Source organism: Mesorhizobium sp. M1088, from assembly GCF_040318575.1.
Taxonomy (GTDB): Bacteria; Pseudomonadota; Alphaproteobacteria; order Rhizobiales; family Rhizobiaceae; genus Mesorhizobium.
This window is the reverse complement of record NZ_JAMYMO010000001.1, coordinates 454,357-468,608: the sequence shown is the minus strand read 5'-3', so window position 1 is coordinate 468,608 and position 14,252 is coordinate 454,357. Positions and strand designations below refer to the sequence as shown.

At 62.4% G+C, this 14,252-nt stretch carries 13 protein-coding genes; 10 read left to right on the top strand and 3 right to left on the bottom strand.

Annotation, left to right across the window (positions count from 1 at the left end; genetic code table 11):
* The first annotated feature begins 92 nt into the window (after positions 1–92).
* The 6 genes from NKH49_RS02365 to guaD all read left to right on the top strand — a co-directional run bounded on the left by NKH49_RS02365 (position 93) and on the right by guaD (position 7,461).
* Positions 93–1,697: an ABC transporter ATP-binding protein gene (locus tag NKH49_RS02365; RefSeq protein WP_352612729.1), complete on the top strand. Its 1,605-nt coding sequence runs from the start codon at positions 93–95 to the stop codon at positions 1,695–1,697.
* A gap of 2 nt (positions 1,698–1,699) precedes the next feature.
* On the top strand, positions 1,700–2,752 hold the full coding sequence (locus tag NKH49_RS02360) for an ABC transporter permease (protein ID WP_502906610.1): 1,053 nt from the start codon (positions 1,700–1,702) through the stop codon (positions 2,750–2,752).
* Positions 2,753–2,762: 10 nt separating this feature from the next.
* Positions 2,763–3,698 carry an ABC transporter permease gene (locus tag NKH49_RS02355; RefSeq protein ID WP_352849850.1) on the top strand — a complete coding sequence of 312 codons (936 nt, stop codon included), beginning with the start codon at positions 2,763–2,765 and terminating at the stop codon, positions 3,696–3,698.
* Positions 3,699–3,705: 7 nt separating this feature from the next.
* Entirely contained in the window at positions 3,706–5,106 is a 1,401-nt protein-coding gene (locus NKH49_RS02350; protein ID WP_352870970.1) for an 8-oxoguanine deaminase, read from the top strand.
* Positions 5,107–5,129: 23 nt separating this feature from the next.
* On the top strand, positions 5,130–5,993 hold the full coding sequence (locus NKH49_RS02345) for an aromatic ring-hydroxylating dioxygenase subunit alpha (protein ID WP_352470599.1): 864 nt from the start codon (positions 5,130–5,132) through the stop codon (positions 5,991–5,993).
* 100 nt (positions 5,994–6,093) lie between these two features.
* Entirely contained in the window at positions 6,094–7,461 is a 1,368-nt protein-coding gene (gene guaD, locus NKH49_RS02340) for a guanine deaminase (protein WP_352612484.1), read from the top strand.
* 78 nt (positions 7,462–7,539) lie between these two features.
* Here guaD and NKH49_RS02335 read toward each other — a convergent pair whose 3' ends face one another.
* From NKH49_RS02335 to NKH49_RS02325, 3 genes are all read right to left on the bottom strand, one after another.
* Positions 7,540–8,595 (bottom strand): alpha/beta fold hydrolase, encoded by a 1,056-nt coding sequence (locus NKH49_RS02335; RefSeq protein ID WP_352612482.1) that lies wholly within the window; start codon positions 8,593–8,595, stop codon positions 7,540–7,542.
* Positions 8,596–8,940: 345 nt separating this feature from the next.
* Positions 8,941–9,201, bottom strand: a complete 261-nt coding sequence (locus tag NKH49_RS02330) for a glutathione S-transferase C-terminal domain-containing protein (protein WP_352612480.1) — start codon at positions 9,199–9,201, stop codon at positions 8,941–8,943.
* A 22-nt stretch (positions 9,202–9,223) separates the two neighbouring features.
* Complete coding sequence (locus tag NKH49_RS02325; protein WP_352612478.1) at positions 9,224–9,517, bottom strand: glutathione S-transferase N-terminal domain-containing protein; 294 nt, start codon at positions 9,515–9,517, stop codon at positions 9,224–9,226.
* Between the two features lie 429 nt (positions 9,518–9,946).
* Here NKH49_RS02325 and petA point away from each other — a divergent pair, with 429 nt between their 5' ends.
* The 4 genes from petA to NKH49_RS02305 are packed head-to-tail and all read left to right on the top strand — an operon-like array spanning position 9,947 to position 14,247.
* Positions 9,947–10,456, top strand: a complete 510-nt coding sequence (gene petA, locus NKH49_RS02320; protein WP_352612476.1) for a ubiquinol-cytochrome c reductase iron-sulfur subunit — start codon at positions 9,947–9,949, stop codon at positions 10,454–10,456.
* A 16-nt stretch (positions 10,457–10,472) separates the two neighbouring features.
* Positions 10,473–11,768, top strand: a complete 1,296-nt coding sequence (locus NKH49_RS02315; protein WP_352612474.1) for a cytochrome b — start codon at positions 10,473–10,475, stop codon at positions 11,766–11,768.
* 23 nt (positions 11,769–11,791) lie between these two features.
* A complete protein-coding gene (locus tag NKH49_RS02310) occupies positions 11,792–13,309 on the top strand; it encodes a mechanosensitive ion channel family protein (RefSeq protein ID WP_352470603.1) in 1,518 nt (505 codons plus the stop codon).
* Between the two features lie 26 nt (positions 13,310–13,335).
* The gene (locus NKH49_RS02305) at positions 13,336–14,247 is read left to right on the top strand and encodes a pirin family protein (RefSeq protein ID WP_352612471.1); all 912 of its coding nucleotides are present in this window, start codon (positions 13,336–13,338) and stop codon (positions 14,245–14,247) included.
* Positions 14,248–14,252: the final 5 nt, after the last annotated feature.

Genomic DNA, 14,252 nt, shown 5'->3' with positions numbered 1-14,252 from the left:
GGATAGACTATGCGGCAGAAGGCAAAGAGCTAAGCGGGATGAATGATTTTGTTCCAGTTCATCATGCTTCGAGCGAGCACCGCTACGGCGGCATGGAGGTGCCGTCCACCTCCCCGGGACGTTACGAGCCTGGCTCCGGCGCGCCGCCGCTCGTGCTGCTCAAGGGCATCAGCAAATATTTCCCCGGCGTCGTTGCTAACCAGGACGTCGACCTGGACGTGATGCCGGGGGAGATCCACGCCTTGCTCGGCGAGAATGGCGCCGGCAAATCGACCTTGATGAACATCCTCACCGGCATCTATCAGCCGGATGCCGGTGAGATCGTCGTCGACGGCTATGCCAAGCGTTTCGCATCTCCCGTCGATGCAATCTCCGCCGGTATTGGCATGGTCCACCAGCATTTCAAGCTGGTGACCGCCTTCACGGTCGCCGAGAATATTCATCTCGGCTGGTCCGAAACGCCCAAGCGTGTTGGCTCGTCGGTGCTCGAGGCGCGGACTGCCGCACTGGCCGAGAAGCTGAACCTCGCGGTACGGCCATCCGCGCGCGTCGCCGATCTTTCGACCGGCGAGCAGCAGCGCGTGGAAATCCTACGCGTGCTCGCGCGCAATGCCCGTGTTCTGATCCTCGACGAGCCGACTGCAGTGCTTACTCCGGCGGAAGCGCGCGAGCTCTTCAAGGCGCTCAAGCAGTTCGTGTCCCGGGGCAATGCGGTGATCTTCATCAGCCACAAGCTCGACGAGGTCCTGGAAATATCAGACCGCATCACTGTGCTGCGCGGCGGCCGCAAGGTGGCCACCGAAAATACCGCGGACTGCGGCGAGAAGATGCTGGCGCGCCTGATGGTTGGCCGTGAGATCGTGCTCAGCAATCTGCGTGCCAGGCAGCCAGGCGCGGCCGGCATCTCCGCCGAGCCGGTGCTCAGCCTCAAATCCGTCGTCGCGCGTGACGACGTGGGCGGCATCCTTCTCGACGAGGTTTCGCTCGACATCCATGCCGGCGAGATTCTCGGCATCGCCGGTGTGGCCGGCAACGGCCAGAAGGAGCTGACCCAGGTCGTCACCGGCTTGCGGCCGATCCACTCGGGCCAGATACTGCTCGGCGGAAAGGACGTCACGACCGCCGGCGCGGTCGATTACGCCAAGTTCGGCGTCGGCCACATTCCCGAAGACCGGCTGCACAGCGGCCTGGCGCCGGCGCTTTCAATCACCGACAACGCCATAATCCGCGAATATGCGTCGGCGCCTGTTTCAAAGGGCTTCGCGTTTCGACCGCGCCTAGCGGCTGCTCTCGCGCGCACGATCGCCGAAGCGGCATCCGTTGCGGTGCCCAATTTCGGCATGCCCATGCGCAACCTTTCCGGCGGTAATCAGCAGCGCCTCGTCGCACGCCGCGAGATGCGCATCGCAAGTAAGGTTCTGATCGCCGCCTATCCGAGCCGTGGCCTCGATGTCGGCGCGATCAACACGATGATGCACTATCTCGTCGAATTGCGCGATGCCGGCGTCGGTGTGCTCTTCATTTCCGAGGAGCTGGAAGAGCTGTTCAACCTGTCGGATCGCATCGCCGTGATGTTCCATGGCAGGATCATGGGCGCGGTGGAGACTGCCTCCACCGACATCGAGGAAATCGGCCTGATGATGGGCGGGCAGATGCGGTCCAGTGCTGGCGCCCAGGCCGCTGCCGGGAAGCACTGACCTTGGCGATCAAGCTCCAGCGCGTTCCATCCGCGCAGCCCTCCGTTGCCTTTGCGGCACGTGCCCTGGCGATCGTGCTGGCGCTGGGGGTCGCCGGCCTGGTTCTGGCCGCTCGCGGCAATGCTCCCGTCGAACTCGCCTGGGAGGTGCTCAACTCGACTTTTGGCTCGAGCTTCGGGCTGGAAGACGTCGGACTTCTGGTCACTCCCCTGATCCTGACCGGCCTGTCGGTCTGGGTAGCGCTGAGAATCGGCGCCTGGAACATCGGCGCGGAGGGCCAATTCTATGCCGGCGCCTTCAGCGCCACGGCGGTCGCGCTGTTCATTCCCGGCCCGACCTGGCTGATCCTGCCTGTTATGTTCATCGCTGGCGCGCTCGGCGGGCTGCTCTGGATACTGGTGCCGACGCTGGCGCGCGCCTACGCCGATGTCAGCGAACTCATCACCACCCTGCTTCTGAATTTCGTGGCGACGCTGATGGTCTATTACGTCGCCACCGGACCATGGCTCGACCCGAGCGGCCATGCGCTCGCGACCACTGCACGTCTGCCGCATGACGTGCCTGAATTCTGGGGTATCGTACACTACGGTTTCCCGCTGGCGATCCTGCTCACCTTTGTCATCGCAGGACTGCTCAACTACACGCGCTGGGGCTACGAGGTAAGGATCGCTGGGTCGAATCCAAGCGCGGCGCTTTATGCGGGCATGCCGTTCCGCCGCCGCCTGATCGTCGTCCTGCTGATGTCGGGAGCGATCGCCGGCATCGCCGGTATGCTGGAAGTAGCTGGCACGGTGCATCGCCTGCAGGGCGGCATCTCCAACAATTTCGGCTATCTCGGCATCATGGTCGCGGTGCTGGCGCGCGGTTCCTCACTTGGCGTGCTCGCAGGCGCGGCTTTGATGGGCGTCATCCTGAATTCGGGCATCATCCTGCAGACGCAAGGCATCACCGTATCGGCCGTGCTCGCCATCACCGGACTGATCCTGTTCTTCACGGCGATCGGCAACGAACTCGCTCACTACCGCATCACGCGGACCGAACCGGTCGCGAGCTGAGGAAACACCCATGGACATGATCGCCGGACTGATCCAGACCTCCATTCTCGCCGGCGGCGTGCTGGCGCTGGCGGCGCTGGGCGAGACGCTCTCCGAGCGCGCCGGCGTCGTCAATCTCGGCGTCGAAGGGCTTATGGCGCTCGGTGCAATCACTGGCATCGCGGTCGTCGTCGCCACGCCGCACCCTATGCTCGGCTTCGTCCTTGCGCTTGTCGTCGGTTTCCTCGTTGGCTGCGTCTTCGCTCTTGGCACCGTCGTCGTCAAAGCGAACCAGGTGTTGTGCGGCCTGGCGCTGACGCTGATGGGCACAGGCATGGCCGCAACGATCGGTCGCGCCTATTCCGGCATGCCGGCGCCGGCGACCTTCGCGCCGATTGCTGTTCCCTATCTTCGCGACATCCCGCTGCTCGGTCGCGCGATCTTCACGCAGAACATCCTTGTCTACCTGATCTACATCGTCCTGCCGGTTGTGCTGCACTACATCATGTTCCGCACGCGCCACGGGCTGAACATGCGCGCGGCGGGCGAAAACCCCGCGGCAGCCGACGCCGCCGGCATTTCGGTGCAAAGCATCCGCTTCTGGTATGTCGCCGCGGGCTCGGCGCTGGCGGCCGGCGCCGGCGCTTACCTCACGCTTGCCTTCGTTCCCTCCTGGTCGGAAGGCGTCGTGGCCGGCCGCGGCTGGATTGCCGTCTCTCTCGTCATCTTCGCAGGCTACCGGCCCCTCAACGCCGTGCTGGCCGCTCTGCTGTTCGGTCTCATCACCTCTCTCGGCTTCGTCGGCCAAGCACGCAACTGGCCGATCGCGGCGCCGATCCTGTCGATGCTTCCCTATCTCGGCACGATCGCCCTGATCATCGTGCCGGTGCTTGCCTGGCAGCGCATGCGCCGGGTAATGGCCGCGCCGGCTGCTCTCGGCGAACCCTATTTCCGCGACATGCGTTGAGACCGTCATGCCCCGCCTGCTTGTCAAGAACATCGATCTGCTCGCCACCTTCGACGGTACGCGCCGCGAGATTTCCGACGGCGCCTTGTTGATCGACGACAACGTCATCGAAGCGGTCGGCACCACCGCGGAACTCAGTGCCTCCAGTGCCGACGAGGTGCTCGACCTATCGGGCCATGTCGTCATGCCGGGCATGGTGAACACGCATCATCATATGTACCAGAACCTCACCCGTGTGATGGCTCAGAACGACGAGCTGCTTGTCTGGCTGAAGACGCTCTATCCGATCTGGGCCGAGCTCGACGACGATGCGATAAGCGTCTCGGCGCGCGTAGCGATGGCCGAGCTCATCCATTCGGGCTGCACGACCAGCTCCGATCACCTCTACATCTTGCCCAACAACTGCACGCTCGACGCGACGATCGGTGCGGCCCGCGATATCGGTCTGCGTTTCCACGCTGCGCGTGGAGCCATGTCGCGCGGCGAAAGCCAGGGCGGCTTGCCGCCGGATCGCTGCGTCGAAAAGGAAGAGGATATCCTGAAGGATGCCGAACGGCTGATCGGCGGCTATCACGACGCGTCGCGGCATTCGATGAGCCGAATCATCCTGGCTCCTTGCTCGCCTTTCTCGGTGACTCCGGAGTTGATGCGCGATGCGGCATCGCTGGCGCGCAGCCACAAGGGCGTGAACCTGCATTCGCACCTTGCCGAAGAGCTTTTCGAGGAGAAGTACTGCCTCGAAATCTATGGCAAACGGCCGGTCGAGTTCGCCGAATCCGTCGGCTGGCTCGGTGACGACGTCTGGTTCGCCCACTCGATTTTCATGACCAGCGACGAGATCGACCGCTTCGCCGAAACCGGCACCGGGGTCGCCCATTGCCCGTCGGCTAACATGCGCTGCGGCCAGGGCATCGCGAAAATCCGCGAGATGCTCGACAAGGGCGTGAAGGTCGGCCTTGGCGTCGACGGCTCGGCCTCGAACGACACGTCGAACCTGTTCATGGAAGCGCGGCTGGCGCTGATGCTTCAGCGTGTCGCGCCGCACCACTACCTCTCCGAAAAGCCCGGCGGCCGCGGCGGTTTCGGCGGCACGCCGACGGCGCTGTCCGCGCGCGAGGCCCTCGAAATGGCGACGCGCGGTGGCGCTGCCCTGCTCGGCCGCAATGACATCGGCCATCTCGCGCCCGGCATGTGCGCCGACTTCATCGCGGTCAAACGCAGCCAACTCGGCCTTTCCGGCACCGAGCGCGACCCGCTCGCCGCGCTGGTGCTTTGCGGACCCTTCAAGGTCGACTATTCCTACATCAACGGCCGGCAGATTATCGCGAGAGGCGACTTCGCCTCTTTCGATGTCGAGGCGGCGATGGCCGACCACCGGGCCGTGATGGACCGCATCTATCGGCAGTGAGATAGCACAGGAAGGACGCAACAATGACCATTAAGCGAGCTGCGGAGCAGGCGGCCCTCGACCAATGGTATTGCATTGACGCGCTGAACGAGATTCCGGTCGGCACGATGCCGAACCGGCTTCTGGGCGTCGATCTGTTGGTAGCCCGCGATACGGCAGGCCCGGTCAATGTGTCGCGTGCCGGCGACGGCAGCCAAGTCCCGGCCAAGGAACGCTACGGCTATCTATGGATCACGCTCGGCATGCCGGCCGGCGATGTGCTGTCGATCCCGGAGGCCTATGAGGACGATCGCCGGCCTGTCGTTTGCGGAGCGATCGCGGTAAAGGCGTCCGGCCTGCGCATCGTCGAGAATTTCCTCGACATGGCGCATTTCCCCTTCGTCCATACCGACATATTGGGCGCCGAGCCGCACACGGAAGTGCGGCATTACACAACCGAAATCCGCCGCGACGTGGACGAGGTGTGGGCGACCAACTGCGAATTCTTCCAGCCGCAGGCAGCACTCTCGGCGACCGGCGGCATCATGACCCAATACATGTACCGGGTCGCCAATCCTTTCGCGGTGATGCTCTACAAGACCTGCCCCAACTCGGCTACCCGGTGGGACGTGATCTGTCTGTTCGTGCAGCCCCTCGATCCGGACCGCTGCCGCGCGCACCCCGTCATGTTCCTGATCGACGACGTATCGACCACGACCGAACTTGTGCAGTTCCAGCAGCTTATCTTCCTGCAGGACCGCATCATCCTGGAGAACCAGCGGCCACTTCTTTTGCCGCTCGAGCCGCGCGCGGAAATCCCGACGCGGGCCGACGGCTCGTCGATCGCCTATCGCCGCTGGCTGAAGGAGAAGGGCATCACCTACGGCACGACGGCGCAAGCCGCATGAGCGGCAGCCCTTCCGATATTGTCATCGGCATCGACGGACGGGCAATCGCGCTCTGGCGCTTCGCGACGGCAGTGCGTAGCTGTTCTTCGGCGGAGGACAGGTGAGCGACCTGAGCGGCAAGACGCTTCTGGCCAGCGGCTTTCACGCGCCGGAGCGCGGGCTCGTGGAAGAGTTGCTCCATGCCCTGATCGCAATCGATCAATCAGGCATCATCGCCTCGGTGCTGCATCCGCATGATGCCGGCTATGGCGAGGCGCTGGAGGCCGCGCGCCGGACCGGTTCGCTGGCGACCTTGCCGGCGCAGAGTTATCTGCTGCCCGGCTTCGTCGATCTTCACGTGCACGCGCCGCAATATCCGCAGCTCGGCAGGGCGCTGGACGTGCCGCTCGAGGCCTGGCTCCACAAACACACGTTTCCCCTGGAGGCGCGCTACGCCGATCTCGCCTTCGCGCGGCGCAGCTACGGCCTGCTGGTCGACGACCTGATCGCTAATGGCACGACCACAGCGCTCTACTTCGCAACCATCCACCAGGACGCGACAAGGCTGCTCGTCGACATTTGCCTCGAACGGGGGCAACGTGCGCTGGTCGGCAAAGTGGCGATGGACAATCCCGACGAGTGCCCGGCCTACTATCGCGATACCTCGGCGGACGCGGCCATCGATGGCACGCGCGCTCTGATCGACTACGTGCATGGGCATCCGGACAATGCCACGGGACGGGTAAAGCCGGTCATTACGCCGCGCTTCATCCCCTCCTGTACCGACGCCGCCCTCAAAGGGCTCGGCACGCTTGCGCAGGAATGCGGCTGCCATGTGCAGACGCATTGCTCGGAGAGCGACTGGGCGCATGGCTACGTGCTGCAGCGCCACGGGATCAGCGACACGTCTAGCCTTGATCGCTTTGGCCTGCTGCGCGCCGGCAGCGTGCTCGCGCACGCCAATTTCATTACGCTTGCCGACATGGAGACGATCCGCGTGCGCAAGGCGGCCGTGGCGCACTGCGCCGTCTCCAACGCCTACTTCGCAGGCGCCGTGTTCCCGTTGAGGGCGGCCCTCGAGAAGGGTGTCAAGGTCGGGCTCGGCACCGACATTTCCGGGGGACCGAGCGCCTCGATGTTCGATGCGATGCGCGCGACGGTCATGTCGTCGCGCATGCTGGAAACCGGCACCGACCCGGCGCTAGCGGCCGAGACGCGCGGCACGGCCGGAACAGCACGCGTCGACTTTCGCGAGTCCTTCCACCTGGCGACGGCAGGCGGTGGCGTGGCACTCGGCTTGCCTGTGGGGCGATTCTCGCCTGGCTACCATTTCGATGCGATCCTGGTCGACACCGCCGCGCCCAGAGGCACAATTCACCTGTGGGACGAACTCGACGACGGCGACGGCATCCTTCAGAAGATCGTCTACTCCGCTTCCAGGGCCAACATCGCGTCGGTCTGGGTCGGCGGGAGAGCTGTTCTCGCCTAAGCGGACCGGAGGCTGTGCCGAGAACCAGGACTCTTCCCGTTTTATTCCTTACGGTCGGGGGCACGTCATGGATTTTGATCAGTATTCGCCGACGTCGATGACAGCCTGGGCAAAGGCTTGCGGGGCTTCTTGAGGCAAGTTGTGGCCGATACCGCCGGTGATGATCCGGTGCGTGTATCTGCCCGAGAATTTCTTGGCGTAGGAACTGCTGTCGGGATGGGGTGCGCCATTGGCATCGCCCTCAAGGGTAATGGTCGGCACTGTGATCACGGGAGCTTCGGCCAGCCGGTTTTCCAGAACGTCATATTCCGGCTCGCCCTGTGCCAGGCCGAGCCTCCAGCGGTAATTGTGAATGACGATGCTGACGTGATCCGGGTTGTCCAGTGCTGCGGCGCTGCGCTGGAAGATGTCATCGTCGAAATTCCACTGCGGCGAAGCGAGTTGCCAGATGAGTTTGGCGAAATCGCGCGTGTATTTCTCGTAGCCGGCGCGGCCGCGATCCGTGGCGAAGTAATACTGATACCACCATTGAAGCTCCGCCTCCGGTGCCAGCGGCACCATGCCGACCTGCTGATTTCCGATGAGATAGCCGCTCACCGAGACGATCGCGTTGCAACGCTCAGGCCAGAGCGCGGCAACGACATTGGCCGTTCGAGCGCCCCAGTCGCAGCCGGCGATCGTGGCCTTTTCGATCCCCAGCGCATCCATCAGGGCCATCGTATCCGCGGCGAGCGCCGACTGCTGGCCGTTGCGCATCGTCTCGTCCGACAGGAAGCGCGTAGTGCCGTAGCCGCGCAGGTAGGGCACAATCACGCGGTACCCCTTTGCGGCAAGCAGGGGAGCGACATCGGCGTAGGTGTGAATGTCATAAGGCCAGCCATGAAGCAGGATCACTGGGGCACCTTCGGCGGGCCCCAGCTCCGCATATCCGACGCTCAGATTTCCGGCATTGACCTGCCCGAGCGAGCCGAATGATTTCTGCGTGGCTTGCGTAGCAGATGCCCTCGCCTCGACCGTCCAAGTGGCCGCCGGCTCGCTCAAGCCGAGTTCGGTGGCGGCGAACGTCATTGCTGCAGCACCAACAATGCGCCGGCGGCGATGATCGACCGTGTCGCGAGCCTTACTCGCATTCATGATGAAGCCTCTGTAATGACCAACAAGCAGGAACGACCGGACCGCCCGCCTCATCGGCCGACAGGAAATGTTGCCTATTTCGATGGTGACTGCGGGCGGCGGACCAACCACTGTAACACTCGGCCAGGAGGCAGTGCGGCGAACTCTGAGTGAATGCCGGTCAGGTCAAGCGTTTCCTCGATTTCCCTCCTCAGAAATTCGAGACCTAGGCCGTCCCCGCGCTTGGAAGCGGCTGGATGTAGATGTAGCATCCGCAGGAACGGCAGCATGAGAATGACTCCTGATCTTCTGTTTGGGCGAGAGGACATGTTGCATCTGGTCTTATGCTCGAAGTCGCCCTCGGCTTCAGACGAGGCCCTCACGATCCATTGCGATGCGCACGGCCGGTCGGGCAGCCATTCGGACGCGAAGGGCTTGCAAAGGCGCGGGAACAGGGACTTGGAAGCGGGCCGCCCAAAGCAGCATCACGAAAAGATAAAAATCCGCGACGCTGGGCTTGTCGCCGAACAGATAGTCGGTCTCGAGCCCGTCAGCGACGAACTCGAGTTGGCTCGTAATCGTCGCGCTCGCCCTGGCCTTTTCGGCATCGCTGCTTTGGTGCCACATCGGCTTGAAGCTTCGGTGTATTTCAGTTGAGACGTAGGTCAGCGCTTCGAGAAGGCGGGTACGGCCCCGCCACTGCCAGTGGCGGGTATTGCGACGCAATCCAGTCGAGGACGGCGATATTTTCCGTCAGCGTTTCGCCGCTATCCAGCACGAGGGCTGGAACATAGCCCTTGCGCGTGACGGTAGTGAAATCATCCCCGGAGCCTGTCCGTTTGGTCTTGAGGTTCACACTTTCGCGCTCGAAGGAAACACCGGCCTCTTCCAGAGCGATGTGGTCCGCCAGGCTGCAGGCGAGAGGGCTGTAGTAGAGTTTCACCGCTTTTCCCTTTCTGAACCCGATTGAATCCCGCAATTGGTCGTCGCCGAGCGGAAAACCTGCCCCGCGCCACGCGAGACAACCGCTCCAGAAACTCGCACTTGGCGGAGACGACGACTACGACACCGACAGCTAGACGTGCCTATGCCGAGGTATGGTCGAGTGAAGTTCGGGATCGCTGTGCGCAATGCCGGGACGTATGCCAGCTCAGCGGCCAACGGTTATCTGGAGGAATCCAGAACCTTCCATGATGGCATCATCGCCAGCCCGGCCAGTCCTTCGCTCAGGAAATCCTAAACGAAAGTATTGGACGCACGTGCCGTTGGCACGATGGCTCACACCCGGCCACGGCCGGCATATTCCGCGCGGCACGAGCAGACTGGAAACGCGAAAGCCGTGGTCTGCTTTTGCTCGATTGCCACCAACGCGATGACGCAGCTTCCGACAATAGGAGTCGCCATCATGGCCGACCTTTCCGAAACCTCCACAGCCGAGCACACATTGCGCGTCGAGGCGCCCGCCGCGATCGAGGTCGACGTCTCCTCGCTGACGCCGGGAACGTCGCTGATCATCGACTGGCACGGCAAACCGGTTGTCGTGCGCAACCGCACCGAAAAAGAGAGGAAGGACGGCCAGGCAGTCAGTCTCGCCGAGCTCAAGGATCCAATTGCCCGCAACGCCAACCTGCCGGCCGATGCGCCGGCAACCGACGCCAATCGAACTATGCCGGGCAAGGAAGCCTGGGTGGTGATGATCCAGGTCTGCACCCATCTTGGCTGCATCCCGCATGGTCAGGAAGGCGATTTCGACGGCTGGTTCTGCCCCTGCCATGGTTCGCAATACGACACCGCCGGCCGCGTCCGGAAGGGGCCGGCACCCGAGAACATGGCGGTGCCGGTGTTCCAATTCGTTTCCGACACCAAGATCCGTATCGGCTGAGGCAGGGGGCATTTCGATGAGCGGCGGCAAACACTCGACCTATACGCCCAAAACCAGAATCGAACGTTGGTTCGACGCCCGCCTGCCGCTGCCGCGGCTGGTCTATGACAGCTTCATCGTCTATCCCGTCCCGCGCAACCTGAACTATGCCTATACGTTCGGCGGTATTCTCACGATCATGCTGGTTTCACAGATCCTGACCGGCATCGTGCTTGCGATGCATTACGCCCCTGATACGGGGCTGGCCTTCAACTCGGTCGAGCAGATCATGCGCGACGTGAATTCGGGCTGGCTGCTGCGCTATCTCCATTCCAACGGCGCGTCGTTCTTCTTCATTGCCGTCTACATCCACATCTGCCGCGGGCTTTACTACGGCTCCTACAAGGCGCCGCGTGAGCTGCTGTGGGTGCTCGGTTGCACCAACCTCCTGCTGATGATGGCGACGGCCTTCATGGGCTACGTGCTGCCTTGGGGACAGATGTCGTTCTGGGGCGCTACTGTCATCACCAGCTTCTTCACCGCCGTCCCACTGATCGGCGACTGGCTCCAGCAGCTTTTGCTCGGCGGCTTCGCGGTCGATAATCCGACGCTGAACCGTTTCTTTGCGCTGCATTACCTGCTGCCATTTGTGCTTGTGGGCGTGGTGACCTTGCATATCTGGGCGCTTCACGTCGTCGGCCAGAACAATCCGACCGGCATCGAAGTCAAATCGAAAACCGATGTCGTGGACTTCACGCCTTATGCCACCGTCAAAGATGCCTTCGGCATCCTCGTGTTCCTGTTCTTCTTCGCCTATTTCGTCTTCTACCTGCCGAACTACCTCGGCCATCCCGACAACAACAGCATCGCCAATCCGCTGAAGACGCCGGCCCACATCGTGCCGGAATGGTACTTCCTGCCGTTTTACGCGATCCTGCGGGCCATCACCTTCAATATCGGGCCGATCGATTCCAAGCTCGGCGGCGTGCTCGCGATGTTCGGCTCGATCGCCGTGCTGTTCCTGGTGCCGTGGCTCGACACCTCGAAGGTGCGCTCGGCGGTCTATCGGCCCTGGTACAGGGTGCTCTTCTGGCTGTTCGTTGCCAATGCCCTCTTTCTCGGCTGGCTCGGCTCCCGGCCGGCGGAAGGCGCATACGTCGTCATGTCCCAACTGGCGACGCTTTACTATTTTGCGTTCTTCATCATCGCCATGCCGGTGCTCGGGCTGATCGAAAAGCCGCGACGGCTGCCGAATTCGATCACCGAAGCAGTTCTCGAAAAAGACAAGGCCAGCGCCAGAGGCCCGATCGCCGGGCCGGAGACCAAACGTTGAACCGGGCATCGCGGTGATCGTTCATGAACTGGTGGAACTCTCCTCTGGTCTACATCGTGTTGCTCGGCCTCGCCGGGATCGTCGTTTGGTCTCTCATCCCCAGACGCTTCGCCAATGCGAAGCTGGTCGTCCAACTCGCCTTTTTCGTCGCGATGTCGGCCATGGTTCTCCACCTGCGCGTCGTGCCGTACGAGGCCGCAGGGGACAACGAGACAACCGGAGGAGCGATCCTCATCGGCTCGGTCAAGCTGCTCTGGTGGGTTCACCTTGCCTGGGCGCTGATCGGATTTGTCCGTATCTATCTCGTCTTCGAGCGAAAGCCGCGCGAGGCACGTCTCCTGCAGGACGTCGTGGTCGGTGTCGTCTACGCTGGAATGTTCCTGTCGATCCTGGCGTTTGTCTTTGCAGTGCCGGTCGGAACGCTCATTGCCACGTCGGGCGTGTTTGCCGTCATCCTGGGACTGGCGCTCCAGAATACGCTTGGTGACGTATTTTCGGCGATCGCGCTTAACCTCGGCCGCCCTTACGTGCTTGGAAACTGGATCATTCTGGGCGACGGAACCGAAGGCCGCGTTATCGAGACCAATTGGCGGTCGACCCAACTTCTGACCCCGACACACAATGTCGTGGCGCTGCCAAACAGCCTTCTCGCCAAGATCGGGGTAACAAATCTAAGCGGTCCGGACGAGAGCCATGGACTTGCCGTAACCGTCAAGGTGGCGCCAACGAAGACGCCGGCGATCATCGTAGACCTCATGCGCACTGTCTTGCTGAGCTGCAATTCGATCCTCCAGGACCCTTCGCCTTCGGTCACCATCAGAAGCCTGGATGCCACAGCTATCGAGATCGAGTTGTTTTTTCGCGTCGCAAGTATCGACCAGCGAAGTGCCGCTCGGAACGAAATCTTCGATCTCATTTATCGCCATTCAAAGTCGACCGGCATGCTGCTGGCGGAGCCATTTTCAGGCTCGATTGCCATGACCAACCGGCCGGGCCACGAGACGGCGGCCTCCCAAGGCTTCACCCCGATCGAACTCATCAATTCCATACCGGTATTCTCGGCGCTAACGGATACCGAGCAGGGTTCGCTCGCCAAAGCGGCCTCGGTTCGCACCTACCATAAGGGCGAAATCATCGCACGACAGGGAGAGATGCTGCCGTCGCTCATGATCGTTCGGACGGGCGTCATCGTCCGGCAAATTGGCGAGGACGATGATCAACTGCAGGAGATCTCCCGGCTTGCACCTGGCGATTTCTTCGGCGAGACCGGCTTGCTCGCCGGTATTGGCGAGATGTCGAGTTTGCGGGCAATGACCCCTGTCACGGTTTACGACATAGACCAGGAAAGCTTTGCGCCGCTGCTGCACGACAGGCCCGAAATGGCCGAAGATCTTGCCGCGATCCTGTCGATGAGGGTGTCGGCTTTTAATGAAAGCGGCATCGCCGGACAGCACCACGCGAGCTCCAAATTCGCGCTCCTCAAAGCCATTCAGACAGTCTTTCGAGCCGCTTCGTTCAAGCGCGTTCGAGCACCTGGCTGACAAGGCATGCAGAAGGACAGAGATCCATGACCATCCGCCAAAGCGGTATCACAGGCATCGATACACTCATCCAGCCAGCTATCCGTGATTTTGCGGACGGACTGAAGATAAGGCGCGTATTGCCGTCCTCGGATCGCCTGATGATCGGGCCCTTCATCCTGTTCGACCATTTCGGCCCCGCTATATTCGACGCAGGTCACGGTTTCGATATGGGACCGCATCCGCATATCGGCGTTGCGGCCGTGACCTACCTGATCGATGGCGAGATCGTCCATCGCGACAATTTGGGAAAAGTGCAGACCATCCGTCCTGGCGAGGTCAACTGGATGACGGCCGGGTCGGGCATCGTCCATTCCGAGCGCACGCCACCGGAAGTCCGGGCGTCGGCAAGCAATCTCTTCGGCGCTCAGGCTTGGATCGCCCTCCCCTCCCGCTATGAAGAAATTGCCGCCGACGTCGCACATTTTGGCGCTCCCGAAATACCGAGGATCTGTGCCGACGGCGTCGAGTTTACGTTGATCGCCGGCGCGTCCGACGGGTTGGTCTCGCCGGTAAGGACGTTCTCCGACATGGTCTATGCCGAAATTGTGCTCACGAGCGGTGCGCGCTACCAGGTGAAACCCGAACACCGTGAGCGTGCGATCTACATCGTCGCCGGTGAGGTTGGAATTGTCGGCCAACTCGGTACGTTTCATGAGGCCGAATTAGTAGCTCTGGCGCCCGGCGCTGAGATTGTGCTGCAGGCGCCTGCCTTCCATGCGGCGAGACTGATGTTGATAGGAGGTGAGCCCCTGGCCGAGCCACGTCGTATCTATTGGAACTTCGTCTCCTCTTCAGCCGAACGGATCGAGCAGGCAAAGGCGGATTGGCGCGAACGCCGCTTCCCCGGCGTGCCGGGAGAGCACGAGCTCATGCCTCTCCCAGATGGCAGCGTGTGAGGGAT

Coding starts and splice junctions, on each gene's coding strand:
- NKH49_RS02350 (WP_352870970.1), top strand. CDS start 3,706: ATGCCCCGCCTGCTTGTCAAGAACATCGATCTGCTCGCCACCTTCGAC.
- NKH49_RS02335 (WP_352612482.1), bottom strand. CDS start 8,595: ATGAATGCGAGTAAGGCTCGCGACACGGTCGATCATCGCCGCCGGCGC.
- NKH49_RS02330 (WP_352612480.1), bottom strand. CDS start 9,201: ATGTGGCACCAAAGCAGCGATGCCGAAAAGGCCAGGGCGAGCGCGACG.
- NKH49_RS02305 (WP_352612471.1), top strand. CDS start 13,336: ATGACCATCCGCCAAAGCGGTATCACAGGCATCGATACACTCATCCAG.
- NKH49_RS02310 (WP_352470603.1), top strand. CDS start 11,792: ATGAACTGGTGGAACTCTCCTCTGGTCTACATCGTGTTGCTCGGCCTC.
- petA (WP_352612476.1), top strand. CDS start 9,947: ATGACGCAGCTTCCGACAATAGGAGTCGCCATCATGGCCGACCTTTCC.
- NKH49_RS02315 (WP_352612474.1), top strand. CDS start 10,473: ATGAGCGGCGGCAAACACTCGACCTATACGCCCAAAACCAGAATCGAA.
- NKH49_RS02365 (WP_352612729.1), top strand. CDS start 93: ATGGAGGTGCCGTCCACCTCCCCGGGACGTTACGAGCCTGGCTCCGGC.
- NKH49_RS02355 (WP_352849850.1), top strand. CDS start 2,763: ATGGACATGATCGCCGGACTGATCCAGACCTCCATTCTCGCCGGCGGC.
- NKH49_RS02345 (WP_352470599.1), top strand. CDS start 5,130: ATGACCATTAAGCGAGCTGCGGAGCAGGCGGCCCTCGACCAATGGTAT.